The organism is Salinimicrobium maris, assembly GCF_049680855.1.
GTDB lineage: Bacteria > Bacteroidota > Bacteroidia > Flavobacteriales > Flavobacteriaceae > Salinimicrobium.
In genome coordinates, this window is the sequence record NZ_JBMPGS010000002.1 from 220,621 (window position 1) to 247,170 (window position 26,550).

Genomic DNA, 26,550 nt, shown 5'->3' on the forward strand with positions numbered 1-26,550 from the left:
GTTTGTAGGTTTAGGGGATCTAATTATTTAATTTGGGTTTGTTATTATTTAACACTGCAAACATATGCCCTAAAGAAAATCCCTACAAAAAAACTCGATAAGGCTACCGGAAATTCGTTGAAATGCACAAATTTTGAAAATATTAAGATTCCATCCCCTGTAAATGTGCAGGTTAAAATCCATCCCCGAAAAAGAGAAAGATAAATAGTTCCAAATTATCTCGGCAACTAGCAGATAAGGCCTACGGTAGGGCTATTAAAAAATGAATTTATAAACTGTCCGGAAAATGCCTAAAGTTGACCGGAATAAATGATATCAATGACGACCTGTACCAGAACTGCCGATATAATGATAATCCCTGCATAAGAACTTTTTCTACCCACTGATTTAGCTATACGCTCAGATGTTTTTTTCATTTCCTTTATTTTAATGATTTGAAGAATAGAGTTATGAATCTGGATAGTAGGGTAGAAGATTCAGTTCCAAATGTGATGGAAATGTAGGAAAGAGAAAAATTTATTCGTTACAGCTACGAAATAAACGATGAAGAACGTCTGTTTAGAAAATTTTAAGAAATATGGATGACAAGTTTTAGCAATCTACGAACTAAAGATTTGTTCTAGTTGTAATTTACGGTTACGCTCAAAGGGTTCGGACTATTATATACTCCGGGTGTTTGATTGGGATTTACCTTTAAAGTAGCTCCAACTCTAACGGTTTTTGAGCCTCCCGCCAGCGTACCGCCCTCCGCCAAGCTACTTGTAAAATCCTTTATGATCATATTTTCAGTGCCATTTGAAAGAACGTACTCATTTTCTGGTAAACTTATTGAAAAAGCAAAACCGGCTTCCCCGGTTACTTCAAAAGCTGCAGCAGATACATTTGAATTATTGGCCAGGGCAACATCACCTGTACTAAAACGGGTATTATCGGGTGTAAGAATTACCGCTCCACCAGATTTTGCATCAAGATTTGCAAAATTCATATTAGAGGTTGTTGTGATCCCTATGGGCTGGATAATAGTTGCCGAAGCAGTAAAACTAGCCGAAGCACTGGTCTGAGCATTTGTTCCCATCGCAAAGAACATGCTTAGGAAGAAAAATAATATGGAGCCAGCTTGTTTCAAATTCAGTTTATCATTTGATTACAAATATAGAAAAAGATTTCACTAAATCGATAAAATACATAAATAATCGATGAAATGCACAAAATTATTTTGTAGATCTGACACCTTAAAATTTTTTAACGATACAACTAAAAAAAAGCTTGGTTTACATTGAGGAATAAAGGAATTACTTCCCTAAAATGGAATCGTGCATTCCACTAAGAAAATAGTTTCTTATCTTCATAGCCAAAACCTTTTAACATGAATAAATCTTACGCTACCATTCTGGATCTTCAAAAAGTGGATTTTGGTCTCTTATTCTTTAGAATCGCAATTTCATCTCTTATGCTTACTCACGGGATTCCCAAACTGATTCGGTTTTTTGGAAGTGAAGAGATCAGATTTGCCAACCCCATAGGTTTAGGAGAGACGAGCAGCTTTGCACTTACTGTTTTTGCGGAATTTCTATGTTCTGTTTTAATCATAATTGGGCTGGGCACAAGGCTCGCTGCTATTGCCCTCATCATAACCATGGCGGTTGCCGCACTTATTGTTCACATGCCCGATGGTTTTGCCCGGCAGGAACTTCCTTTATTGTACCTGGCTGGATACATTCTCCTTCTATTTACCGGCAGTGGAAAATATTCTCTTGATCATTATTTCTTAAGAAGAAGGAAAAAATAAAACATTTTTGACACTTTTCTGAGTTACTTTCTGAAAGTAATTTTGAAAATCTTCAAAAGTGTTTACCAAAGATTCTTTTTTCAGAAGAAAGTAACCATGGTGAAATGTCTTTGATCTTTCTTCTTCAAGTAAAATAAAGTACTTTGAAGTTAAGGGAGGCACCCTTTCAAAAGTAGATGGTGTTGCCAACTATGGAAAGATCTAATTGCATAGAAGAACTTACAGAAGATGACGTAGATAGAAACCATAAATAAAGAGCGTCATCTTTTCAAAGATTGTACAGTGGGATTAACTGTTATTCCTTCCACTAAATTAAAAGGGCAAAATCCCGAAGAATTTTGCCCTTTTTGAATATTTAGAAAAGTGTATTCTATTGCTCTGAATCCAGCATGGCCAGGAATTCATCAAGATTAGGAATAATCACAATTCTGGTACGGCGGTTCTTAGCTCTGTTTTCTGCAGTTTCATTATCTGCCACAGGGTCATAACTACTACGTCCTGCTGCAATTAATTTAGCAGGATCTACATCAAACCTGTCTTGTAACAACCGTACAATAGATGTTGCTCTTCGCACACTTAATTCCCAGTTGTCCTGTATATAGGAGCTTTCAACAAACGTCTGGTCATCTGTATGTCCCTCTACCATAATTTCCATAGTAGGCTCAGATTTTGCGACCTCGGCAATTTGTTCCAGTAGAGGATAGGCATCTCTGCTTACTCTGTGACTACCGCTTCTAAACAAGAGTTGATCTGAAACGTCAATCATTACCACGGTTTTATCAACCGAAATTTGGATATCTTCACTTGCCCCACCTGAAATTTCCTGCTCAAGATTATAAGCAACTGCAACATTTATAGAGTCTTCAAGGCTTTGCGCCCCTTGTAGTTTTGCAGGGTCAACCTTTGTTAAAGTCTGACGCATTTTCTCCTTGTTGGCGCGAGACATGGCCGTAAGATCATTCATTTCCAACATCTGGTTGTTCTCATCCCTGAGAGAATTGATCCTGGCATTGTAATCTGAAACCCGTTCTTCAATGGCACCAAGCCGCTCTTCTAGTTGCTCTTTTTCCATTTGAGATTGTTGAAGATTACTTCGGGTGTTGTTGTAATCCTCCTCTAAAGCAACATATTTCTTTTTAGAAACACATGAGGTGAGCATTGCTGCTGCCAACACTGTTACTGTCAATGTTCGTTTCATAGTATTAAATTTTGGTTTTAAAAACTCATTTTTTGAGTTCCTTTGTAAAACGATTATAACATTCGAAGTTATATAAAACGATTTCTCGAAACTTTCATTTTAACGGAAGATTATCAGAATTCGACGATCATTCCCAATAAAATCATAATAAGAGAGCTTTTTTTGAAGTATTTTTCATTCAAACAATAAATAATCTATTCATAGAGCCCTGGATATTCATTTGTCTCCTTAAGGATTTGAAAGTGAAAATTTTAGATTTTTTGTTGCAAAGTGCAATGAGTTTAATCTCTTGTTGCTCCTGCATTGATTTAACAGAATATTAGGAGGTTAGCAGAAAAATAAGTAAAAGTTTGGCTTCTTATTCTCTCTTATAAGCAATAAATTTGAGGCCTAAGCATTGTTGAGATAATTTGGAAGATAAAGGACAAAAGAAAGAAGAAGGGAAAAAGAAGAAAAAGAAATACAGAGGCCTCAGAATTTTTGGTCGAATACTGCTGGGTCTGTTCATATTTGTTATTCTTTTACTTCTTTTTGTGAGAAGCCCATGGGGCCAGAATATCATTAAAAATCAGTTGATTTCCTCTATTTCAGATAAAACAAATACTAAAATAGAGGTCGATAGGCTTTTCATTACTTTTTCCGGAAATATTTTTATCGACCAATTGTACCTGGAGGATAAACAGGGGGACACACTGCTATATTCAGATAAATTTGAGGCTGGGATTCCACTATGGCCAATAATTCGCGGTAACGGAATCGCTGTAACTTCGGTGGAATGGAGTGGCGTTCGTGCCAACATTACCCGGCAGGATACCATCAACGGATTCAACTTTTCTTTCCTTATGGAAGCCCTGGCAGCGGCCGACACTACTGCTACCCAGACGGCGCAGGATACCACTTCCGGCGGAATGCAAATTACGCTGGGAACCATAGATCTTTCTGATTTTGATGTGGTCTATGACGACGAAGTTACCGGGATTGATAGTAGATTCAAGTTTGGTAACTTCCACATTGAAATGGAAGAAACCGATCTTGAAAACATGATTTTTCATGCTTCAGAAAGTTCTCTCTCTAAGGCTGTCATAAACTTGAAGCAAACGCCGGTTCCTCAAACTCCCAGTGAGGAAGAATCACCAATGCCTGTTCTGCGTCTTGAAGAATTGAGTATTAATAAGGTCTTGGCCAATTATGAATCTGAACCCACAGGAATGCAGGCCAGGATTGACCTTCAGGAATTTTTTATAGAAATTCCCCAAATAGATCTCGCTCAACAGGTGGTGGATATTGGAGAATTACAACTAAATGATTCTGAAGTTTATTTGAAGACCAGTCCTTCCTCTCAGGTACCACAGGACAATGAAATAGATTCTACCACAACTTCTCAAGGTTTTCAATGGCCGGAGTGGAAAGTAGAAGTGGCAAATATAGACTTCAGCGATAACAGGATTACGTATATTACCGGTGACGCTACGCCTGAAGCCGGAATTTTCAATCCCGAAGCAATGCAATTCCGGGAGGTGAACCTAGCGGCCCAAAATCTTTACCTAAGAAACCAAACGGCAGGAGCAGATATCAATGATTTTAATTTTTCAGAAGAAAGCGGGATTAACCTGCGGAATTTTAGCTTGGAAGCCGGTATAGATAACACCAGTTTTATTGTAGATGACCTGCTGGTAGAATTGAACAGCAACATTATAGAAGGAAACCTGGATATTCGTTATAATTCTATGGAGGATCTTATGGAAAATCCGCAGAACTCGAATATTGAAGCTAATATTTCAGAATTTAATGTAGATGTAAGTGACCTTTTCTTGCTTCAGCCAGATTTAAGGTCCAATGAATACCTGGTCACCCTCAGCAAGAAACCCATTTATGGAGAAATACGAGCAGAAGGAACTTTGGCATCTTTACAAATATCTCAGGCCAATGTGAACTGGGGAGCATCTACCTCTCTAGCAGCCAGAGGAAGTATTCAAAACGTTACAGAACCCGAAAATCTTCAATTTGACTTTCCCAGGATAAGAATGGTTTCCCAAAAAGGGGATGTGAGGAGTTTCGTTGATCAAGAACAGCTGAGCATCAATCTTCCGGAGGAATTCACTCTAACTGCAGATGTAAGCGGTTCGCCAGATGCGATAGATGCAGAAGCAAATCTGGAATCCACTGCAGGGCAATTTCTATTGGATGCCAGCTATTCAGGAACCGAAGGAATCGCTTTTGAAGCAGATCTTGATGTTTCAAATCTCGCACTGGGCAGCATCCTCCAAAATGAGCAGCTTGGCAATCTTAACATGAACCTTAGCGCAACCGGAAAAGGAGAAAATATCAATACTCTTGACGCTACCTTAGACGCCACTGTCACCAGCTTTATGTATAATGAATACCGTATAAAAAACCTTCGAATTGCAGGAGAAATTGAAGATGGGGAAGGTCCAATAGGTTTAGAATATAAAGATGATAATCTTAATATGAGCCTGGAAAGCGTGGTAATCCTGGATTCTGTGGCTCCACAGGTTAATTTTGATCTTGATGTTGTAGGAGCAAACCTGCAGGCACTAGGGCTGGCCCAAAAGGATATTAGAGTGGCTCTTGAACTCTTTGGATCCTTTCGAGGAAATGCAGAAGAGTTTGACGTGAATGCAGAAATTAACCAGGGAGTTGCCGTGTATGACAATGATTCCTACCTGCTGGGAGATTTTGCCGTTTCTGCCAGGGTGCGACCAGATTCTACTGCGGTTAATGTAGATAATCAAATCCTGAACCTCCACCTTCGTTCCAATACAGATCCTGCTTCTTTTGCCAGTGCCCTACAAAGGCACTACGATAGTTACTTTACCAATGATGCTGCTATAGATACAGTGGCCAGGCCTGTAAATCTTGAATTAAGGGCAGAGATAAGAGAGAATCCAATATTGGAAGAAGTCTTTATAACTGATCTACAAGAAATGGATACTGTGAAAATAGCGGTAGACTTTCATGAAAAACAAAGAGAACTTACTGCCGCGATTGAAGCTCCATTTATAAATTATATGGGCAATGAAATTGATAGCCTGGCTTTCCACTTAAATTCCGAAAAGGATAGCCTGGAATTCGATTTCGGTTTTAAGTCTTTAGATGCCGGTCCTCTGGCTATTCAAAAAACGCTGTTTGAAGGGGAAGTAATAGACGATATCCTCCACCTTGATTTCAATTCTTATTATGAAGAGGAACATCTGGTTCATGTACGCTCTGAAATTACAGGAAAAAATGACACCATTATTTTTACCCTTGATCCTTCCGAAGTAATTCTGAATAGCGTGAAATGGGAAGTGCCAGAAACTAATGCTATTCGATTTGCGGAGAATGCCATAAATTTTGAGGATTTTATTTTTCGGCGTAATAGTCAGTCAATGGAAGTGACCGATAACCAACAGGGAATGGAACAGGAGCATATTGCTGTACTATTTGAAAATTTCAGCCTTGCAAGTTTTTTGAGTTATCTCAATCCTGAAACGCCGCTGGCATCGGGCAGGTTGAACGGTAATTTCACCATAGAAGAACCTTACGGTTCCACAGGTTTGCTGGCAGGATTGAAAATCAATGAATTTCAGGTAATGGACGTTCCCATGGGTACCCTCACAATTGATGGAGAAGCCATAGGCACAGAAAGGTACAATTTTGATATGGCTATAAAAGGAGAAAATATTGATCTAGATCTTGATGGTAGTTATATCGCTGCAGAAACTGGTGCTGAATGGAATTCTGAGCTTCTACTGAACCGTGTAGAACTGGCTATTGTGGAAGGTCTTTTAAGTGAGGAACTCTCTGAACCCGAAGGTAATTTTGATGGAAGCATAAGTCTTACCGGAACCACTGCAGATCCTCAATACGAGGGGGAGATAACATTTAATGATGCAGGTGTTACTATAAACATGTTGGGTGCACATTTTGTGCTTCCAAATGAAACGATGAGGCTAAACAATGAGGGAGTATATTTTGATAATTTTGTAATTCAGGATCAAAATAGTAATAACCTTAGCTTTACCGGGGAAGTTGGAACCGAAAATTTCCTAAATCCTACCTTCGATCTAAGTTTTGAAGCAAACAATTTTACAGCTTTAAATTCTACTATAGAGGATAATGACCTTTATTACGGCACATTAATTTTCGATGCGAATGGAAGCCTCACTGGTAACATGAATGTGCCTGTCCTTAACCTAAATTTAGATGTTGGATCTGAGACTAACTTTACTTATGTCATTCCACCTTCAGAAATTGGAATTGAAGAGAGGGATGGGGTAGTGGTGTTTGTTAACAGGGAAAACCCAGATAATATTCTTACCCAAACAGAAGGCGAATCCTTTACGCTTTCTGGTATAGATATGACTTCTCAAATCACAGTAAGCGAAGATGCCATCTTCAATGTAGTAATTGATGAGCAAACAGGCGATAATTTTCAGGTGGTTGGAGAAGGGGACCTCAGGTTTGCTATTACTCCAAGCGGCCAGACGTCGCTTACCGGGAGATATGTGTTGAGCGGTGGACATTATGAAATGAATCTCTACGGACTTGTAAACCGAAGGTTTGAGATCGTGGAAGGAAGTACTGTTACCTGGGCAGGAGATCCTCTGGACGCAAACCTGGATGTTGCTGCGAGATATAGAGTTGAAACTTCAGCTTCAGATCTTATGGCGACTACCACTTCAGGAGCTTCGGCAACAAACCGGGACAGGTTTCGGCAGGAATTACCCTTTTTAGTCTATCTATATATAGACGGTGAAATTATGGAACCGGTACTCACCTTTGGGCTAGACATGCCCGAAGATGATCAGGGTGCAGTAGGAGGGGAAGTGTATGGAATGGTGCAGCAAATTAACCAACAGGAACAACAGCTCAACCGCCAAATTTTTTCACTCCTTGTCCTCAACCGGTTTTATCCTGCAGGAACCAGTGACGGAAGCAATGGTGGAACTCTTGCTATGGCAAGGGATAACCTGAACAGTGCCCTGGCAGATCAATTGAATCTCCTGTCTAATAACCTGCTGGGAGATTCGGGGTTTGAGCTTGATTTTGGGCTCGACACCTTTACAGATTATCAAGGGGACAGTCCGCAGCAAAGGACACAATTAGATATAGCTGCTCAAAAAAGCTTTTTAGACGATCGTTTGGTGGTAAGCGTTGGGAGTGAAGTTGACGTCCAGGGTAGTAGTAACCGGCCCGATGGTGCCAATCCTTTAATTGGGAATGTTAGTATCGAATACCTTGTTACTGAAAATGGGCGCTGGCGTTTAAAAGGCTTCCGACGGAACAGGTTTGAAAATGTTATTGAAGGACAGGTAATAGTAAGTGGTATCGCACTTATTTTTACCAGAGAATTTAATGAATGGCGGGAATTGTGGAATAATCTCAGCGGCACCCTTCCTGAAGAGGATGAGGAGGAGCAAAATCAGAACTAAAGCAGCTGAATTAAGGATCTAAAAATGACAAAAAGTGCATAAATTTTTGAAATTGAAAAAAGTTACTCATATATCCCTTTTCTGCGGAATCCTTGTGCTGTTGCAAGGCTGCAGTGTACAAAAATTTATTCCTGAAGATGAGCTTTTGTATACGGGAGCCAACGTTGAAATGACAGAATCTGAGGGGATTGAAAATGTAAAAGAAGTCAGGCAATCTGTAGAGCAGGTTCTACGGCCAGATCCTAATGCCAAATGGCTGGGAATGAGAATCCCATTATATTTTTACTATAAGGCACAACAGGAGAACCCGGGATTTATTAATAAATTCCTGAACAAAAGGATAGGAGAAGAGCCGGTGTATGCTTCTCAGGTAGAACTTCAGCAAATAGAAGAGATCATTTTAAACCGGCTGGAAAACCAGGGATATTTCTATAGCCAGGTCTCTTCAACAATGGTAGAAGAAGAGGAGGAAAAACATGCTCATGCCAATTATACTGTAAATTTAATGGAACCTTATGAACTTGCTAATTTTATCGTTCCGGGGGATTCTCTTCAAATTCAACGTGCCATTAAAAACACCATGACTCAAACCACCCTGCAGGAGGGAATGAAGTTTAACTTGTCGCAGTTAAAACAGGAAAGGGAAAGAATTGAAACTCAGTTAAAACAGGAAGGTTATTACTATTTCAATCCGCAATTCCTCATTTTTGAGGCAGATACCAACCAGTATAACAACAAAAAGTTTGATCTTTTTTTAGAAATCAAGGAAGAAGTTCCCCCGGCGGCCCTTGTTCCATATAAAATTTCCCGGGTGAATATCTATCCAAACTATGTGGTAGAAAACGATTCTCTAGAGAGAGATACCATTCGCCTGGATAATAAATATTTTATTCAGGAAGAAGAATTCTTTAAGCCTTCCAAACTTAATCCGTATGTTCTTATTGACGAAGGAGAATTTTACGATCCTACAGCTTCCAAATATACCAGCAGGAGACTTGCCTCTATTGGTGCTTACAAATTTGTAAATATTCAGTATGATAAGATCGATTCTACCAGTACAGACAGTATTGGATTTCTTGAAGCGAATATTTTTCTTTCTCCCCTAAACAAAAGATCATTACAGGCAGAATTACAGGCTGTTTCCAAATCCAACGATTTTGCCGGACCGCTATTGGCATTGACCTTTTCTAACCGTAACCTCTTTCACGGGGGTGAGATACTTAATATTACAGGAAGATTTGGGTATGAATGGCAAGTTGCAAGCTCTACAGGTGAAAGTCTTAGCAGTACACAATTGGGACTGGAAGCAGACCTTATATTTCCCAGAATGTTATTCCCGTTTGACATAAATTTTAAAAACGACTGGTTCCAATATTCTATTCCTAAGACAAAAATAAGTGCAGGAGTCAATTATTTAAGTCGTACTTCCTTATATAGAATGATTTCCCTTATAGGAAGTTTTGGTTATATATGGCGTGCCAACCGATTTATTACGCATCAATTCGATCCCGTTTCTATAAGCTATGTGAATCCTATTTATAAAACGGAACAATTTCAACAGGTCCTGGACAATAATCCTTATCTGGAGAACAGTTTTGAGCAGCAATTTATTGCCGGTCCCAGGTATTCTTTTACTTATAATGGAATGGTTGATGAGTCTGATACTCATCAGTTCTTCCTTAATACTAACCTAGATCTCGCAGGGAACCTTTTGGGCTTGTTGAGTGGGGGAGGCAGCGCAAATGAACCCAGTACTTTCTTAGGTTTACAATACTCGCAATATGCCCGCATTGACGGAGACTTCAGGTATCATTTTAAGACGGGATCAGATCAAAAAATTGCCACCCGTTTATTTGCCGGCTACGGAATTCCTTATGGAAATTCTGAAACCATGCCTTTCTCGAGGCAGTATTTTTCAGGAGGGCCGTACAGTGTAAGAGCATTTAAAATAAGAGGTCTTGGGCCAGGTACTTTTAACCCTGAAGATTCCGGGCAAAATACATACTTTGATCAGGCTGGTAATGTGCGCCTGGAAGCAAATATTGAATACAGATTTCCGCTTTTTTCTTTCTTTAAAGGCGCCGTTTTTGCAGATGCAGGTAACGTATGGCATACCTACGGTGCCAATGATGTTGAAGACGATTCTGAATACCGCAGTGAAGGAAAATTTGATTCAGATTTTCTCAAGGAGCTGGGAGCTGGGGTAGGTTTTGGAGTACGCGTGGAGATTCAGAGCTTTGTGATAAGATTCGACCTTGCGGCTCCTGTTAGAACTCCCTGGTTGCCTGAAGGTGAACGCTGGAACTTCGAATATGACCAGCCTGTATTCAACTTCGGAATTGGTTATCCATTCTAATAGAAACAATATAATTCAAAAATGACACTTTTATATTATGTTCTGAAGATGCTAAAGAAATTAAGGGTGTTAATTAATGCTGAAGTTTTGGGCCAAAGGCAAGATCTCCGGCATCCCCAAGACCAGGTACAATATACCCACGATCATTGAGCATTTCATCAATAGTAGCGATCCATAAAGTTGCATTTTCAGGGAAATTTTTAGTCACGTATTCAATACCTTCCTGCGCACCAATTACCGAAACTAAATGGATCTTTTTAGGTTTGCCCAATCTTTCCAGGGCTTGCAATACATTCACAAAAGAACGTCCTGTTGCCATCATAGGATCTGCGAGAACGAGGGTTTTACCTTCCAGGGAAGGAGAAGCAATATATTCTACCAGGATTTCAAATTCTTCATCATCATTAGGGTGGTGGCGATAAGCCGAAATAAATGAATTTTCAGCTTTGTCAAAGTAATTTAAAAGTCCGTTATGAAGTGGGATTCCGGCTCTTAAAATAGAGCAAACCACGATCTCGTCCTCAGGAAGATCTATTTTAGCCTTTCCCAAAGGTGTTTTTACTTCCTTTGATCGATACTCTAAGCTTTTACTTAGCTCATAACCCAAAATTTCACCTATTCTTTCAATGTTTCGGCGAAAACGGAGGCGATCCCCCTGCACAGAAACATCCCGCAACTCTGCGAGAAAAGTATTTAGAACAGAATTATTTTCAGAAAGGTGGTGAACGGTCATAAAGCTCAAAATTTTGGGAGCCCAAGTTAGTCAGAAATGGCATTTTATTCAAGCTTTCCCGCTGGAATATTGCTCATAAAAAAAAGCTTCAGAATAGGTTTCATTTTCTGAAGCTCTTTTTAGAATAAATCTTGGCTTATTTCTTAATGACGATTTTCGTCTGGATTCTTCTTATCGTCAATATATTTTTCTGCTTTTTCTCCTTTGTAAATCGTTTCTGTATTTTCGCGCGCATCATCATTGGAATTAGCCGATTCTTTGGGCTTTCTGTTCCTTTCCACATCGTCGGCTTCATTCCGGGTTTGATTGAATTTTTTATCATCCATTTCAGGGAGATCAAGGTCTGCACCGGCGTAATCAATAGGCTCATCTCTGTCTTTGAAATAATCATCCTCACCATCAGCTCTTTTCTCATCCTTACTCTGGTTGTTCAGGATCTTCTTGTCATCAGGAGTAATATCAGGATTATAATCAATATCTTTTGAAGCTTGTTCTCTTTCTTCTCTGTTGCCCTTTGGCATTTGTTCTTTCTTTGTCATAACCTGTGGTTTTTCATTTTATATTCAAATTACGTAATAGGCGGGGTAAACACAATAATTTGCTGGTTAAATCTGCGTTAAAGAAGAGTAGGAGTGGGGTTCGAAAAAGGAGCTTTTACAGCTTAATTATTTATTTTTTAAATTTGGGAAGGGTTTTTGATTATATCAAATACCTGAAGTTTCAGGATAGACCTATAATTATGAGGAAATTTATCTTTACAGTTGCGCTGGCTTGTTTCTCGTTGCAGGTTTCTGCGCAAATCGACCGCAGTACTAAAACAAATACTGTAAAAGGAATGAGCATTCCTGCGGAAAAAACTAATTCTTTATCTATTCCGAAGAGTACGGGACTCTCAATTCCAAGTGCCAACGGACTTTTACCGGCACCAAAAGATCCTTTTTATAATCCCGATGAAAAAAAGCCCATCAGTATGAAAACCGATAATGGACTGATGGAGTACAAGCAGGAAAATTTTAAGCCAAAAGCCTTTAAAGACAAGGATGTTAAGGATGCGCATAAAAAGGACCAGTATTTAGGAGATGTTAAAACCGGCGGAAAGTTTGTTGAAGTATATTGTCGTGATCATGAATTTGTAGATGGTGATCGTGTACGAATTCTTCTGAATGGAGAAGTTCTATATGAAAATTTGGTTTTAGGAGCTTCTTATGCGCCTATTCTGGTAAAACTGAAAGATGGATTAAATACCATTGAATTTGAAGCCTTGAATCAGGGAATGTCTGGGCCTAATACGGCTGAACTGAAGATCCTTGATGAAATGGGTCAGCCTTTAACAAAAAACGAATGGAACCTTTTAACAGGGGCCAAAGCAAATGTTATCGTGCTAAAGGAATAGAAAAACTCCATTTTGAATTGGCATGGCGGTATCTTGTCATAAATTTCCCTGTGTTATATTGTATATGTTATACCCAAACATGATGAGAATTGTAATTAAAGCAATTACCGTAGGAACAGGTATGTTGTTTACGTTCAAGGGGATATGAAAAGCAGGTTTTTCTGAGGGATTTTTGCGGTTCTTATATCTGAAAGTGAGAAGGGCAACATTAACCAGTCCAAAAACTATAAAAATAAAAATGTTGCTTATACTCGCAACAAGTTTAAGATTTCCCAAAAGGCCAAAACCTATAGCCAGAATGGCGATAAGAAGAATGGCGTAATTTGGGGTATTTCCCATTCCCGAAAGGGTTGTGAATTTTTTTAACCAGTCTACGCCACTATCTCGTGCAACATCATAAAGTAATCTTGAGGTGCCCAAAATATTGCTTAAGATGGTTTTACTCGTAGCAAAAAGTGCTACTATCACAAGTCCTGTAGCTCCTATTTGTCCTATACGTGTTTCCACAACCGCAGCCAACGGGCCGTTTGTAGATGAAAGTTCTTCATAATCCATGACACTTATCGCACTAATTGCTATCAGAACATAAATAAGCAGTACTGCGAGTCCGCTATAGAGAACTCCTTTTGGCATGTTCTTCTCAGGATTCTTCGTTTCCTCTGCCATCTTTACAAGATCTTCAAAACCAATATAGCTGAAGAAAATAAGCGCCCCTCCAGAGAGAATTCCGTTCCAGCCTTTATCGCTTAGGGCAGTAAGATCTGTAGTTCCAAATTCAGGGATACATACAGCTACGACTACAGCAAGGCCTAAAAGTGTAATAGTAGTGGCTACAGTGTTGTAATAAGAACTGTATTTTGCACCAATAATATTGAAAAATGCCATTAATGCAACCACGCCAATGACGATGATCCATGAGGGAATTGACACAAGTCTGCTTAAATAATCTGCGAAACTTATAGCTATGGCAGCCGCTGCCACAATTCCTGTAAAAGCCATGAAAACAGCCATGGAGAAAGCGGCTTTGGGCCCAAGACCTTGTTTAATATATTCAAAACTTCCGCCAGAGTCGGGAAAGCGGCTTACAAATTCTGCATAAGAAAGACCGGTAAGTAACGCGACCACCGCAGCAATAATAAAACTTGCCCATAACATATTTCCACTAAGCCCCGCGGCCTGTCCTATAATGGCATAAATCCCGGCACCAACAATACCTCCAACTCCAAACATTAAAACATCCCATAGTCCAAGCGTTCTTTTAAGTTCCTTTTTTCCCATGCCTATGCGTTTATCCTTTTATCCTTTTATTTCTTTGGTAATAGACAAACTGGTTCACGGAAGAAAAGAAGTTCCTGGAATAATGTTGCAGCATAGTTCGATTGGTTTTTTTCAAGATACTTTTTAGAAATTTAAATGCCATAGGATTTAACAAGGCCTAAGGAAAGTATAACAATTTTTAAAATTTACCTTTAAAAATGGGATTCCAGACAAAGTTTTTCCGAAGGTGTAAACGATATTATGAAGATCAAAAATTTCCTTCCGGAATAGAAAACCTAGTTCAGTTTTCGTAACTTTAATTAGGTATCAAAAACAGGAAGTCATGGAAAAAGTATTAATTGCCATAGATTATAACCCGGTTTCAGAAAAAGTAGCCGAAGAAGGGCATAAACTGGCAAAAAAGCTGGGAGCTGAAATTTGCCTGCTTCACGTGGTGACCGATCTTGGATACTATACCACCCAATATCCCACTTTTATGGGATATGATGGCTATGCCGTAACCGCCGATCTTGCTGTTGCTTCAGAAATGAGAAAATATACCGAAGATTTTCTGCAAAGCGCGGCAAAGCATTTAAATGATCCCTCAGTGATCACCCACCTGGCGAATGGAGATACCCCCAATGCTATTTTGCGATATGCGAAGGAATGGGGAGCAGATCTTATTGTAATGGGAACCCATAGTCATTCTACGCTTGAAAAACTTTTTCTGGGAACAGTGGCCTCAAAAGTGCTTGAGAAAACGCATGTTCCCGTGCATTTGATCCCGGTAAGTAAGTGATCATTAATATTCTGCTTATTTAAAGATTTAACAAATGCTAAGAATCCAAAAAGGGCATTTCCGCGGAAGATTTTAAATTTGAAAGTGTAGTAACTACCGGATTTCCTTCGGAAAAATAGCCGTACTTTTGCAGAATGTCACAAAATATTAAAACCGAATCTGAAATTCTTGCAAAGCTGAATATCCTTCAGCTGAATGAAATGCAAAAAGCTGCCGAAAAAGCCATTTCTGAGAACCGGGATACTATTCTCCTTTCGCCCACGGGAAGCGGCAAAACTCTCGCATTTTTATTACCGCTACTAAAGGAACTGCAAGCATCTTGTGAAAATGTGCAGGCACTCATTCTGGTTCCCTCCAGAGAACTGGCGATCCAGATAGAGCAGGTGTTTCGGGAAATGGGTTCAGGGTTTAAGGCTAATGCAGTTTACGGAGGTCGTGCATTTTCCAAAGATAAGATTGAACTTCAGCATGCACCCACGGTTCTAATTGGCACACCGGGAAGGGTCGCAGATCATCTTAGAAGGCAAACTTTTTCTGTAGAAGACCTTCAATTTCTTATTCTGGATGAATTTGATAAATCCCTTGAAACCGGGTTTGAAGCTGAAATGTCTGAAATTATTCAAAGTCTGCCGCAACTTCAAAAAAGGGTTCTCACTTCGGCCACTCAGGGTGTAAAGGTGCCGGATTTTGCCGGAGTTAAAGATCCGGAAATTGTTGATTTTCTCCATCAGGGAAAACCTGAACTCCAAATTAAAACCCTGGTTTCCGGTTCCCGGGATAAACTTGACATTCTGTTGAAAGTGCTTCGTGAAGCAGGGGACGAGCCGGGAATTATTTTTTGTAATTTTAAAGAAAGCCTGGGCGAACTCAGTACATTTTTAGAAAAAAATAGAATTGCCCACAGCTGTTTTTTTGGCGGATTAGACCAAAAGGACAGGGAAAGAGCTCTTATCAAATTCCGGAATGGAACGCACCGTCTTCTTCTTGCAACCGATCTGGCTGCCAGGGGAATCGATGTTCCAGAAATCAATTTTATTATTCATTATGAGCTGCCGTTAAAATATGAAGAATTTACCCACAGGAACGGCCGCACGGCGAGAATGCACAGGAGTGGTACTGCCTATGTTCTTAAATATGAAAAGCAGTCTTTGCCAGAGTTTATAGATCCTATCACTATTGTTGATGAGATTGGCAACGGCAAAAAATCAATTCCAAAGAAAACTCCTAATGCAACTCTGTTCATTTCCGGGGGACGTAAAGACAAGATATCAAAAGGGGATATTGCCGGTCTTTTTCTGAAGCAGGGAAATTTGCAAAATGAGGAACTGGGAAATATTGAATTAAAACAGGATTGTGCGTTTGTAGCCGTTCCTGCAAATAAAGCCCAGCAACTCATCGAATCTTTGAACAATAGCCGTCTTAAAAAGAAGAAAGTCCGCATTAGTAAGATCTGATTTTTTTCAGCCCTTCTACCAAAGACTTTCTTCTAAAACCGCTATTTAAAACCTTATTTTTATAAGTAGAAATTTCAGTTTAAAAACTGATCACGTTCTTACCAATAGATTTACCAGACTCCTGTAGTTGATGCGCTTCCCGGAAGCTTTCAGGAGTAAGACCTTTAAAAGTTTTGTTCAGCGTTGATTTAATAGTTCCCTGGTTAAGAAGTACCCCAAGATTTTCCAGTATTTCGTGCTGTCTTTCCATGTCTTCCGTTTGGTAAAGCGCACGGGTAAACATCAATTCCCAGTGAAGGGAAACACTTTTGTTCTTAAACTTGTTAAGATCAACAGGCCCTTTGGTTTCAACAATCATACAAATGCTACCCTGCGGTTTTATTAAATCGGCCATAGCATCCAAATGAGCATCGGTATCAATAAAATTGAGGATGAAATCTACCTGTTCAAAGCCCTTCTCCTTCATGCTCTCTACAAGGTTTTCATGATTCACCACAACATCGGCGCCATGGTCAAGACACCATTTTTCGGTTTCTTTTCTGGAAGCTGTAGCTATCACTTTTAGCTTTGTTAATTTGCTTAATAACTGTATTCCTATAGAACCCACACCACCGGCACCACCAATTACCAAAACGGTTTGGTTACGACCTTCATTTTCCCTGAAATTGAATCTGTCAAAAATTGCTTCCCCTGCAGTTAAGGAAGTGAGAGGCATTGCCGCTGCCTCTTCAAAAGAAAGATTTTTAGGTTTATGGCCTACCAGTCGCTCGTCCACCACTTGATATTCGGCATTGGTGCCGGGACGTTTTAGGTCACCTGCATAATAGACCTCATCACCTTCTCTAAACAGCTGAACCTTACTACCTACAGCTTCAACAACTCCCGCAGCATCCCATCCTAATATTTTGGGCTCACCCAGTTCTTTTTCTTTAGCTGCACTTTGGCGGACCTTAAAATCTACAGGATTTATGGAGACAGCTTTCACTTTTACAAGAATATCATGGTCGCCGGGTTCAGGTTTTGGAGTTTCAAACGCAATGAAACTATCCTTTTCTTCTATGGGTAATGATCTTTTTATGCCTACAGCTTTCATAAATAATTGATTTTTTATTTTTCAAAATACTAATAAATGCAAGAATGAAGATGAAGAAACTTATAAACTTATGCTAATGTCTCATAGTAATGTACGGGACATTTTATAACACAAAAGGTAAAATCTCCAATCTTTTAAACTGAATTTTTTCCTAGTTATATCCAGAAAAAATCATTCTGAATCGTTCTTTTCGACATCTATGCCGGAGTTCATGCATAGAATTAATCCCTCCGATTTGTGAAATCCACAAAAATTGTATTACCAAAAAATTGATTTGTCTTCATTACCACATCTGTTTTATTTATTTCATAATAATCTCATTTTTAACACTTTAAGATGTAATAATTTAATGGTTAATTTATACTTTAGGTTCATCAGCAGAGAAATTTATACTTATTAACCAAAAAACCGTATCATGTCTATTTATCTAAAAACAGAGGAAGTGAGAGCTTCTTTGGGAGCAGTAGTTAAATATTACCTTCAGGATTGCGTGCAAAAAAATGAGATTCCGCAGGAACTGGTCGAGCTCATTAAGCATAATTTCCTGGCCAAATATGTGAGCTACAATAAAAAAGATGAAACTATTGAAATAGGGATCAATATTTCCAAAGACAATTCTGTAATGTATCCCACGATCGAGGTGTTTACATTTTCGGTCAATTCTGCAGAAAAATGGCTGGAGAATTCTTTTAAATCTGGAAAAGCAGATCTGGAGTTTTATGCTAAAATAATTAATAAGAATGTACAGTTGAGCAGGGAAGATGTTGTAGTAGTATAAAACCAGCAACTACTAATCATCCAAAAATGGCTTTTTCATCCCCATTTTTACGCTTTCTTGATCTTTCTGTTTTTCTTTTTGTGATAAAGGATTAAGCCCTAATTTGTAGGAATCTTATATCTGTAACTTTATGAAAGAAGACACACAAGTGCTGCAAGAACAGCTTAAAGAGATGGAACTTTACATTAAGGACAGGGAAGTTTTGCGCACAAATGTTTCCAAAGCTCCTGTAGGTTGGCATTTAAGCCATAGCCTCAAGGTTTTTAATAATATTTTAGACGCATTAAAGGCTTCCGACCCTGAAGAATACAAAAGCTCCTTCAATTTCTTGAAAATCCTCGTTCTTACTACAGGACACATTCCGCGCGGAAAAGCCAAATCGCCTAAAGCCGTTCTCCCGCCGCAGGAGATTAGCAAAGAACACCTGGAAATGCAGTTAAAGGAGGCCCTGGGCAAAATTGGCTATTTCACAGAAGTAGATGAAAATGCCCATTTTGAACACCCGTATTTCAACAAACTCAACAGGAAAGAAACCAAAAGATTTCTCGCCATTCACACGCGGCACCACCTCAAGATCATAAGGGATATTCTAGATGCTGAAAAGAAATAGATTTTTTGCATAAGGATAATGTAATAACAAAAGTTCAGGCCACTTTCATTGCCAAAAAAGCTAAACCAAAAACTGCCATTGAAACTTTTCCTGATTTCCTGGTAATAGAAAAGCTACTTAGGAATGCGTCCATTAGCTTCAACAATACTGCAGGTTTTCAGCAGTTAAGAGTGATGTACGTTTCCTAAGTAGCTTCTTGTATGAGAAATTGTGTTTAACCTTTAATTTGCGGCTCTTCCAAAACTTCCTTTTTTAAATGTTTTGCAAAAAAGCCCAGCATGGCTTTGTAAAGTTCTATTGAGTTTTCTTCCTTGGCAAAACCGTGGCCTTCATCATACTTCACCATGTAAGGGACATCTACTCCTTTTTCGCGAAGAGAAGAAACAATCTGGTCAGATTCGTCAATGTTCACCCTTGGGTCGTTTGCACCTTGTACTACGAATAACGGCTTTTTGATCTTATCTATATGATAAACAGGAGAAACCTCTTCCATGATCATTTTTTCTTCGGGCACGTCTTCATCGTACCATATTTCCTTCAGGATAGATTCGTATGGCTTCCAGTATGGCGGAATAGTTTGCATAAATGTAAACAGGTTAGACACTCCCACATAATCCACACCACAGGCATAAAGGTCGGGAGTCTTTGTGAGTCCGCGTAAAACAGCATAGCCACCGTGACTACCACCGTAAATAGCTGCTTTATCTTTGTCTACCCAGCCTTGATCGATCACATATTGAAGTCCGTCCTCCACATCATCCATGGCTTTTCTGCCAATTTCCTTAAAACCAGATTCAAGGAACTCTTTTCCATATCCTCCCGAAATCCTGAAGTTTACCTGCAAAGTTGCATAACCCCTGCTGGCAAATAATTGTGCTTCAGGATTGAAGCCCCAGGAATCCCTGATACCTTGTGGCCCGCCGTGAGGATTTACGATCACCGGAACTTTTTTGCCTTCCAGTGCCTCTTTCGGAAGGGTTATATAACCATGCAGCGTAACCCCATCACGGCTCTTGAAAGTGATTGGCCGCATTTCGGCCATGTCTTCTTCTTTTAACTGAGGCATTAAGTTATACACCAGCTGGAAATCATCTTTTGAAGGATCATACGAGTAGTATTCGCCATATAATTTATCACTTTGGACAAAGATCAAGAATTTGCTTTCGTCGTCGGTTTTGTCGGCTATAGAATAATTTTTCCCCGGAAATTTACTGGTAATGCTGGCATGTAGTTTTTTAAAGTAATCGCTTACCGGAACAATTTCCTGTTTCTCTCCTTCATAAGAATAGTAATCAAGTTCGTAATCCCTGTTTCGTGATTGCGAAACGCCGGAGATATCGTAATTCTCATTTGAAAACAGCCTTTTCAGGATCTTATCTTCTTTTAGATCATAAAGATATACTTCGGTTTTGTCACTGTCTAAATTGGAGATCACATAAGCTTCATGTGGATTTTCGGGATTGTAGGTGAATTGAGGAGAAAATGTATCTTTCCAGCTGGTTTGTTTCATCAGCTCATAATTCACTCCGTCTAGTGTATAATAAAGATCCATATTTACGCCATCCCTAAGTTTGGAAAACCCTCTAAGTTTTCCGTCTTTATCAAAGATGTATCCCATAATTGGGTTGGCTACATCTTCGTTTTCATATAGTTGCTCAAGCTCTCCATTATTAATATTGATCTTGTAAGGCTCAAAAACCTGCGGATTATTCTTATTCATGGAAATGATAAGATGATCCTTATCTTCTTTTAACTGATTGAGAATGCTCACCTGTACATCATCATACGGGGTTAGTTCCTTTTCATTGGTTCCGTCAAGATCTGCAGCGAACAAATGATAATTTTCATTTCCGCCTTTGTCCATCACGTAGATAAGCCTGGTTTCATTTGCCCAGCCATAGCCTCTTATAAGCTCTTCTTCCTCTTCAATAGCCCTCGTAATCTCTTCTGTCTCCAGATTTTTAACATACACGTGGTTCTTGCCATTCTCATCCTTTTCCCTGTAAGAAATGTATTTCCCGTTGGGCGAAAACTGGAAACTCCTGGCTTTTGGTTTGGCAAAATAATCTTCTACCTGGTACTTGTATTTTCCTGAATCCCAGTTTGCAAGTTCTTCCAGGTCCTCGTCGGAAGAAGGAAGGGAAGTATTTCCCGGTAATTTGTTTTCTACCTTATTTAAAACCAGTGGAAGTTCCTGACCACTCTGGAAAAAAGTACCTGTAATGGTTTCACCTTCCAGTTGTCCTGAATAACGCGCACCAATTTGTGCATAGCTCATGTTTAGCTCATCATTTTCCAGGCTTACCTGGTCCATTGCCAGGCCGAAGGCGCCCTGGTTTGGGCTGTCCATTGTAGCTGTATAAGAGTCTTCCTCTTTGCTAATGTGAAATTTTAAGGGCAGTTCCATTCCCTGTACCGATAGTTTTCCTTCCCAGGTTCCTTCAATTTCCTGAGCCTTTGTAGTGGTACTGCTAAATAATATCACCATGAATGCTGAAATCTTTAAAAGTGAATTTTTCATTACTATTTATAATTAGGTTGATAAGCTATAAATGCCGAGTTATCTAAAGTGTTTAAAATTAGGATTTTATTTTAATTTTTTTCCTGTTTGTAAAAACTTTTCAATTCGGAAATTTTCTTCTCTCTTTTTTATAAAGCCGAAGACAAGAAAATTGTTTCGAAGCCCAGTTGTACCTGGATTCTTAAGCCGCAAATGAGCTTTAAACATCTCAAAAAAATTTTTAAATAAATAGATATGATATTCACTAATTCACCAGATAACTTAAAATTTTAAGAAAAATGAGGTTGACTGTGATGAATAAATAAGGTACTTTTCAAAAATATTCTTCCGTTTAATCTAAAAAGTTATGGAAAATACACTACCAACCAACCCGCACAATAGGCTCACAGTCAAGGAAATAAAAAATGAAGTGTTAAGTCACTTTTATTTTGAAAAAGGTTTGCTTTTCACTTTTTATAATATGTTGCGGCAGCCAGGAAAACTCGTGTCTGTTTACCTTGATGAAAACCGAAAAAAGGTATTTAACCCTTTCAGGTACTTACTTTTTGGAGTTGCCACCAGTACTTTGATCCTTTTGGCACACCCCAGTTTCACCAATATGATAGCGACCATTCAAAATGGGAGTATGGACGATTACCAGGTTTTGGAACAGCAAACAAACCTTCCGCTTTGGGAACTTATGACCCGTATGCAGGAAATCTATATGTCATATCAAAACATCATCATCATACTATCCATTCCCTTTGTAAGCTGGGTTACCTGGCTTTTCTTTGGTAAACAGAAATTTAACTACGCCGAAAATATGGCGATCAACTCTTTTGTTTTTGGAACTACTTACTGGATAAGTGCTATCCTTGGCCTATTAACCTATGGCACAGATTCTGTGATCATCATGTACATGGCCACAGCCGTTACCTTTGTGGCAGCCACTTACTTCTATAAAATGATCTTTAAAAATGGCATTTTCAAATCATTTTTTGGAATTGTACTCGGTTATATTCCCATTCTTCTAATTGGAATCCTGTCACAATTTCTAATTTTCATCGCTTTATTGCTCACTTTGTAACGTGAGAGGAACAGACTTCAGGTAATAGCAAGAAAATACGATCCTTCAAAAAGGCATTTGTTCTATAACTTCTGAAGTTTGATCCAGGTATCTTGCAGAAAGAATTTCACCTGTTCTTCATTTCCGGAGTCAATGACCACTTGCGCATTTTCTTCACCTATGGCAAAATTGGTGAGTTTAAGGATATCTTCTTCAGATAGTCCCATGTTTTCCCGCATGTATTCTGAAAATCTGTTGCGCAAAAATGCAATATTAACTTCTTTGTTTTCATAACGAATATTCCGCTTTAGCCTTTTTGTTCTTCCGTTTATGGCGTTCAGAATAGGATCAACCTGTAAAGAACCACCTAAAAGGCCCAGTAAATGAATAGGCTTGAAATCGCCGGCGGTATGAAGCCTTCTTTCATTAAGCGTCGGCGTTTCAATTTCGTGCGGAATAATTCCCAGGCTAACCGCATTAATATCGGAATATTCATTTAATACGACCTCGTCCAGTTCGTTGGAGCGCTCCTGCATCACAATCATCAGAGGTTTCTGCTGCATTTCTGCATTTGAAAAGGTCTTGATATAATCCATCGTGCTTACGTGAGAAAGTACAAGCGTATCACCGGCCATAGCATGAATGCTGAATTCGCCCTTTTTATTGGTGACAGAATATTTCCCGAAAGAAACATTCCTGACATGCACATTCTGAACTACCGAATCGTTCTTCACTACCACAGCGGTAATGAGTTCTCTTTCCTGCCCGTAAATTCCGCAGGAGAACATGCCCAAAAGAAAAAGAAGAAGAAATCTCATTATTGAATTATCTGCGGATAAAAGTAGCCTATTTATTCCCAAAGAAGGGATCCATTTGACAGGCAGTATTGAAAAATGGTATTATAAGCCATGTTTAAAAGCTAGAACTTTTGAAAGGAAAATTTTCTGAAACAATTAATTAGGTTTAAAAATAGCATTTTTGAATGCATTTTTTCCTCTATTCCTTTGCTTGCAATTTTAATCACCTGAAGAAATAGCGCCTTCCTGAAATGCATGCACATAATATTGTTTCAAATTTTCTATTTTAGAGGTTCCGGGAAACAGAACCCGAACTTTTATGACAGAACCTCCGGCACACCCGACTCCCACAAAACGAATTGCGGCAATAGACCTGGGAACGAATTCTTTTCATGCCGTCATGGTAGATATTTATCCCGACGGCAGTTTTCGAACAATCGATAAACTCAAGGAAATGGTCATTCTTGCAGAAACCGGAATGGACAATCACCTCAGTGAAGCCGCAATGGATAGGGGAGTGGAAGCCTTAAAAAGGATTAAGTTCCTTTGTGACAGCCACCAGGTGGAGCAAATTCTCGCCTACGCCACAAGTGCCATAAGGGAAGCAGACAATGGCGGAGATTTTATTCAGCGAACCATTGATGAAGTGGGGATCAAAGCCCGTGCAATATCTGGTAAAATGGAAGCCGAACTCATTGGTTTGGCCGTGCGCCATAGTATTGCCTTAAACCAGGAAAATGTGCTTATGGTGGATATTGGCGGCGGAAGTGTGGAATTTATTCTGGGAAACAGGGAAAATTTTAAATACGTTACCAGCTTAAAACTGGGAGTAGCTCGAATGGCGGCCAATTTTGTCAAGGAAGATCCCATTAGCAAAGAGGAAAAAAAAGCGCTGAAAAAGCATTTTGAAAAAGAACTGAAAGAACTTCGCGAAGTACTTCAAAAATATCCTGTAAAAACGATGATTGGCTCTTCCGGCACCATGGAGAACATCGCATCCATGATCGCAAACAGGAACTCGATTTCATCTAGCAGGTCTCTAAATGAGCTGGTTTTCAGCAGTACCGAATTCGACTCTTTTTACAAGAAATTTATCAAGCTGAATAAAAAGGAGCGTACAAAAGAGAAGGCACTGGAAGAGAAGAGGGTAGATATCATAAATCCAGGAATGGTCTTGCTAAAGTATCTTGTCGAGGAATTTCATATTGAAAATGTAAAGATTTCTGAAGCAGCCTTGCGTGACGGGATGATCCTTAATTATATCAATGCACAACAGAAGTCGCCGGGGCCGGAACCAAGTACGTCTTTCCCCGATCCCCGGAAAAAAAGCGTGTATGAGCTCCTGCGCAAGTGCCACTGGCAAAAGGAGCATTCCCTGCATGTCACAAAGTTGGCGATACAACTTTTTGACGCCTTTAAGGAGGATCTTGAACTTTCGGCCAATGATCGTGAGTTATTGGAATATGCCAGCCTTATGCATGATATAGGTTATCATATCTCACACCGGAAACATCACAAACACGCTTTGTATCTCATCAGGAATTCAGATTTGCGCGGGTTCACGGAAGATGAAATTAATATTATGGCCAATGTTGCCAGGTATCATCGCAGGTCAACGCCACATAAGCGGCATCTGCCTTATAAAGAACTGGATAAATCCCTTCGGAAACGTGTAAAAAGACTATCAGGTATCTTGCGGGTGGCAGACGGACTGGATCGCAGTCATTACCAGAATGTACGTGAGCTGGAGATCGTAAAAGAGCCGGAAAAGATCCTTCTTCGCATTACTACTGAAGGTGATCCTGAACTGGAAATTTGGGGCGCAATGCGCAAGTGCAGATTGTTTGAGAAAGTAACGGGTAGGTCGTTAAAGATCTTGGCAGGGAAGGAAAAAATAGAAACTATAGGGTAGAGTTCATGCTTTATTTTTTATTTTATCCAATATGTTTAACAGGAGAAAAGAATAGAACATTTTATAGCTTTATTGCTCAGAAATTTTTCCTTTCTAGATCATAAAGGCTTGAAAAATAAAAATATAACCTTTCAGAAATTAAATTACATAATAGTAAAATGTTCATACAGGAGCAGTATCAGAAATGCAATTATATTCATATCTCAGTTCAAAACTTACAATAAAATAAGAACAATCTTGAATTTTTGAAAATAATTTGAAATAAATCCTCTTTTTTATTTGTATTCTGAATTTAAAGACGAATTGAAGTGAAAGTTGAATATAGCAAGTTATAGAATTGCTCAATAAATTCTGAAATTAAAAATAATTAAATATGAAAAATCTAACAAAGAAAAAATTTGTTCTACTCGTAATGGTAATTCTTGCCCTTGCAGAAATTGGTTCATCTTTCATTACAGGGATATTATCTCCTTTTATAAATAATTAAAAGACAAAATAAATCGTAATTCCTGAATTACTAAATGAAGGAAAATAAAACAAGCGAAGTAACCGTAAAAACCAACATTAGTTATAGGAAATAGCGGGTTTTGCCGAAGAATTAGAATCTTGAAACTAAAGGTTAAGCCGACAAAATCGTGTACCTATTCCCGCGATTCGTCCATGACCATAACCTTTGGCAAAAATATGAAACAAGAAAAGTCATACTAAATACTAATTAAGATGAGCGAATCTTACCAATAGTTCGATTTTTATTCTGGTACTGAAATCGAGGTACTCCGAATAAAAGATATTAGAAAGGTGTTTTCCTAATAAATAAAAGCGGAATCATTGCGCACGACGAAAACAAGAAATAAAATTGACAGAAGCGGATTTAGATAAAGAATTGAACCAACTATTGATTAAGGTTAGAAAGATCTATCGAGAAGATAGCAGGATGATTCATTTTCGCTCTCTTTCAAATTTCATTCATACATTGACCTCTGAACAGGAAACCATACCGGTTAAAAAAAACTATTCAAATCGAGTTGCTTTAGGCCGATTAAGGAAAAAAGAACTGATTCTGGAATATCTTGAACGATTGTTAATAGAAAGCGAAGTGACCGAGGAAGTATCCGATAAATACTTTAGCGACTTTATTAAACCGTTGGGCATCTACATGTCTTCTTATCATAAGTTTTCGTATGCCGGTGGCGGTGCATTATTTCTAAAGTTTGCCTCATTCCTCACTACAGGAATTTTCCTTGATTACCTTCTTCTACTAATTACAGGTAGATGGGTGTATTTAACTATCCTTATTTTAATTTTATTTTCTTTGAGGTACTATGGAAAGTACAAGCAAAAGAGAGTTTTCGGATACAGATATTAATTCAATATAATAAG

General features: G+C 38.9%; 20 protein-coding genes. 12 read left to right on the forward strand and 8 right to left on the reverse strand.

The annotated features are described in order from the left end of the window. Nucleotides 1-619: 619 nt before the first annotated feature. Nucleotides 620-1,126, reverse strand: a complete 507-nt coding sequence (locus ACOV1Q_RS06555; RefSeq protein ID WP_424493594.1) for a DUF4402 domain-containing protein — start codon at nucleotides 1,124-1,126, stop codon at nucleotides 620-622. A 240-nt stretch (nucleotides 1,127-1,366) separates the two neighbouring features. Between ACOV1Q_RS06555 and ACOV1Q_RS06560 the strand changes: the two genes are divergently transcribed. After that, complete coding sequence (locus ACOV1Q_RS06560) at nucleotides 1,367-1,789, forward strand: DoxX family protein (RefSeq protein ID WP_424493595.1); 423 nt, start codon at nucleotides 1,367-1,369, stop codon at nucleotides 1,787-1,789. Between the two features lie 370 nt (nucleotides 1,790-2,159). On the opposite strand, the gene ACOV1Q_RS06565 is transcribed toward ACOV1Q_RS06560, so the two are convergent. Further along, a complete protein-coding gene (locus ACOV1Q_RS06565; RefSeq protein ID WP_424493596.1) occupies nucleotides 2,160-2,987 on the reverse strand; it encodes an OmpA/MotB family protein in 828 nt (275 codons plus the stop codon). Between the two features lie 410 nt (nucleotides 2,988-3,397). On the opposite strand from ACOV1Q_RS06565, the gene ACOV1Q_RS06570 reads away from it, so the two are divergent. Both ACOV1Q_RS06570 and tamL read left to right on the forward strand, forming a co-directional pair. Beyond that, nucleotides 3,398-8,422 (forward strand): translocation/assembly module TamB domain-containing protein, encoded by a 5,025-nt coding sequence (locus ACOV1Q_RS06570; protein ID WP_424493597.1) that lies wholly within the window; start codon nucleotides 3,398-3,400, stop codon nucleotides 8,420-8,422. A gap of 52 nt (nucleotides 8,423-8,474) precedes the next feature. Continuing rightward, nucleotides 8,475-10,778, forward strand: a complete 2,304-nt coding sequence (gene tamL, locus ACOV1Q_RS06575) for a translocation and assembly module lipoprotein TamL (RefSeq protein WP_424493598.1) — start codon at nucleotides 8,475-8,477, stop codon at nucleotides 10,776-10,778. A 73-nt stretch (nucleotides 10,779-10,851) separates the two neighbouring features. Here tamL and upp read toward each other — a convergent pair whose 3' ends face one another. Together upp and ACOV1Q_RS06585 are read right to left on the reverse strand one after the other, a co-directional pair. Beyond that, complete coding sequence (gene upp / locus ACOV1Q_RS06580) at nucleotides 10,852-11,511, reverse strand: uracil phosphoribosyltransferase (RefSeq protein WP_424493599.1); 660 nt, start codon at nucleotides 11,509-11,511, stop codon at nucleotides 10,852-10,854. A gap of 143 nt (nucleotides 11,512-11,654) precedes the next feature. Next, nucleotides 11,655-12,050 carry a hypothetical protein gene (locus tag ACOV1Q_RS06585; protein WP_424493600.1) on the reverse strand — a complete coding sequence of 132 codons (396 nt, stop codon included), beginning with the start codon at nucleotides 12,048-12,050 and terminating at the stop codon, nucleotides 11,655-11,657. 200 nt (nucleotides 12,051-12,250) lie between these two features. On the opposite strand from ACOV1Q_RS06585, the gene ACOV1Q_RS06590 reads away from it, so the two are divergent. Beyond that, complete coding sequence (locus tag ACOV1Q_RS06590) at nucleotides 12,251-12,904, forward strand: hypothetical protein (protein ID WP_424493601.1); 654 nt, start codon at nucleotides 12,251-12,253, stop codon at nucleotides 12,902-12,904. Nucleotides 12,905-12,940: 36 nt separating this feature from the next. Here ACOV1Q_RS06590 and ACOV1Q_RS06595 read toward each other — a convergent pair whose 3' ends face one another. Then, a complete protein-coding gene (locus ACOV1Q_RS06595; RefSeq protein ID WP_424493602.1) occupies nucleotides 12,941-14,182 on the reverse strand; it encodes an APC family permease in 1,242 nt (413 codons plus the stop codon). Between the two features lie 322 nt (nucleotides 14,183-14,504). On the opposite strand from ACOV1Q_RS06595, the gene ACOV1Q_RS06600 reads away from it, so the two are divergent. Together ACOV1Q_RS06600 and ACOV1Q_RS06605 are read left to right on the forward strand one after the other, a co-directional pair. Then, a complete protein-coding gene (locus ACOV1Q_RS06600; protein ID WP_424493603.1) occupies nucleotides 14,505-14,960 on the forward strand; it encodes a universal stress protein in 456 nt (151 codons plus the stop codon). 134 nt (nucleotides 14,961-15,094) lie between these two features. Continuing rightward, nucleotides 15,095-16,414, forward strand: coding sequence for a DEAD/DEAH box helicase (locus tag ACOV1Q_RS06605; protein ID WP_424493604.1), 1,320 nt, complete (start codon nucleotides 15,095-15,097; stop codon nucleotides 16,412-16,414). 79 nt (nucleotides 16,415-16,493) lie between these two features. Here the strand turns inward: ACOV1Q_RS06605 and ACOV1Q_RS06610 are convergent, their stop codons facing one another. Next, entirely contained in the window at nucleotides 16,494-17,507 is a 1,014-nt protein-coding gene (locus ACOV1Q_RS06610; RefSeq protein WP_424493605.1) for a zinc-binding alcohol dehydrogenase family protein, read from the reverse strand. 415 nt (nucleotides 17,508-17,922) lie between these two features. Between ACOV1Q_RS06610 and ACOV1Q_RS06615 the strand changes: the two genes are divergently transcribed. From ACOV1Q_RS06615 to ACOV1Q_RS06625, 3 genes are all read left to right on the forward strand, one after another. After that, complete coding sequence (locus ACOV1Q_RS06615) at nucleotides 17,923-18,285, forward strand: hypothetical protein (protein ID WP_424493606.1); 363 nt, start codon at nucleotides 17,923-17,925, stop codon at nucleotides 18,283-18,285. 130 nt (nucleotides 18,286-18,415) lie between these two features. Further along, nucleotides 18,416-18,895, forward strand: coding sequence for a DUF1569 domain-containing protein (locus ACOV1Q_RS06620; RefSeq protein ID WP_424493607.1), 480 nt, complete (start codon nucleotides 18,416-18,418; stop codon nucleotides 18,893-18,895). A 5-nt stretch (nucleotides 18,896-18,900) separates the two neighbouring features. Beyond that, entirely contained in the window at nucleotides 18,901-19,083 is a 183-nt protein-coding gene (locus tag ACOV1Q_RS06625; RefSeq protein ID WP_424493608.1) for a hypothetical protein, read from the forward strand. Nucleotides 19,084-19,109: 26 nt separating this feature from the next. Here ACOV1Q_RS06625 and ACOV1Q_RS06630 read toward each other — a convergent pair whose 3' ends face one another. Next, nucleotides 19,110-21,416, reverse strand: a complete 2,307-nt coding sequence (locus ACOV1Q_RS06630; RefSeq protein WP_424493609.1) for a S9 family peptidase — start codon at nucleotides 21,414-21,416, stop codon at nucleotides 19,110-19,112. Between the two features lie 346 nt (nucleotides 21,417-21,762). Here ACOV1Q_RS06630 and ACOV1Q_RS06635 point away from each other — a divergent pair, with 346 nt between their 5' ends. Beyond that, nucleotides 21,763-22,482 (forward strand): DUF3667 domain-containing protein, encoded by a 720-nt coding sequence (locus ACOV1Q_RS06635; protein WP_424493610.1) that lies wholly within the window; start codon nucleotides 21,763-21,765, stop codon nucleotides 22,480-22,482. Nucleotides 22,483-22,544: 62 nt separating this feature from the next. Here ACOV1Q_RS06635 and ACOV1Q_RS06640 read toward each other — a convergent pair whose 3' ends face one another. Beyond that, the gene (locus tag ACOV1Q_RS06640) at nucleotides 22,545-23,279 is read right to left on the reverse strand and encodes a peptidase associated/transthyretin-like domain-containing protein (RefSeq protein WP_424493611.1); all 735 of its coding nucleotides are present in this window, start codon (nucleotides 23,277-23,279) and stop codon (nucleotides 22,545-22,547) included. Between the two features lie 298 nt (nucleotides 23,280-23,577). On the opposite strand from ACOV1Q_RS06640, the gene ACOV1Q_RS06645 reads away from it, so the two are divergent. After that, the gene (locus ACOV1Q_RS06645) at nucleotides 23,578-25,170 is read left to right on the forward strand and encodes a Ppx/GppA phosphatase family protein (protein WP_424493612.1); all 1,593 of its coding nucleotides are present in this window, start codon (nucleotides 23,578-23,580) and stop codon (nucleotides 25,168-25,170) included. A gap of 856 nt (nucleotides 25,171-26,026) precedes the next feature. Next, on the forward strand, nucleotides 26,027-26,536 hold the full coding sequence (locus ACOV1Q_RS06650; RefSeq protein ID WP_424493613.1) for a hypothetical protein: 510 nt from the start codon (nucleotides 26,027-26,029) through the stop codon (nucleotides 26,534-26,536). The last annotated feature ends 14 nt before the right edge of the window (nucleotides 26,537-26,550 follow it).

Coding starts and splice junctions, on each gene's coding strand:
- ACOV1Q_RS06560 (WP_424493595.1), top strand. CDS start 1,367: ATGAATAAATCTTACGCTACCATTCTGGATCTTCAAAAAGTGGATTTT.
- ACOV1Q_RS06565 (WP_424493596.1), bottom strand. CDS start 2,987: ATGAAACGAACATTGACAGTAACAGTGTTGGCAGCAGCAATGCTCACC.
- upp (WP_424493599.1), bottom strand. CDS start 11,511: ATGACCGTTCACCACCTTTCTGAAAATAATTCTGTTCTAAATACTTTT.
- ACOV1Q_RS06585 (WP_424493600.1), bottom strand. CDS start 12,050: ATGACAAAGAAAGAACAAATGCCAAAGGGCAACAGAGAAGAAAGAGAA.
- ACOV1Q_RS06590 (WP_424493601.1), top strand. CDS start 12,251: ATGAGGAAATTTATCTTTACAGTTGCGCTGGCTTGTTTCTCGTTGCAG.
- ACOV1Q_RS06595 (WP_424493602.1), bottom strand. CDS start 14,182: ATGGGAAAAAAGGAACTTAAAAGAACGCTTGGACTATGGGATGTTTTA.
- ACOV1Q_RS06600 (WP_424493603.1), top strand. CDS start 14,505: ATGGAAAAAGTATTAATTGCCATAGATTATAACCCGGTTTCAGAAAAA.
- ACOV1Q_RS06605 (WP_424493604.1), top strand. CDS start 15,095: ATGTCACAAAATATTAAAACCGAATCTGAAATTCTTGCAAAGCTGAAT.
- ACOV1Q_RS06610 (WP_424493605.1), bottom strand. CDS start 17,507: ATGAAAGCTGTAGGCATAAAAAGATCATTACCCATAGAAGAAAAGGAT.
- ACOV1Q_RS06615 (WP_424493606.1), top strand. CDS start 17,923: ATGTCTATTTATCTAAAAACAGAGGAAGTGAGAGCTTCTTTGGGAGCA.
- ACOV1Q_RS06620 (WP_424493607.1), top strand. CDS start 18,416: ATGAAAGAAGACACACAAGTGCTGCAAGAACAGCTTAAAGAGATGGAA.
- ACOV1Q_RS06630 (WP_424493609.1), bottom strand. CDS start 21,416: ATGAAAAATTCACTTTTAAAGATTTCAGCATTCATGGTGATATTATTT.
- ACOV1Q_RS06635 (WP_424493610.1), top strand. CDS start 21,763: ATGGAAAATACACTACCAACCAACCCGCACAATAGGCTCACAGTCAAG.
- ACOV1Q_RS06640 (WP_424493611.1), bottom strand. CDS start 23,279: ATGAGATTTCTTCTTCTTTTTCTTTTGGGCATGTTCTCCTGCGGAATT.
- ACOV1Q_RS06645 (WP_424493612.1), top strand. CDS start 23,578: ATGACAGAACCTCCGGCACACCCGACTCCCACAAAACGAATTGCGGCA.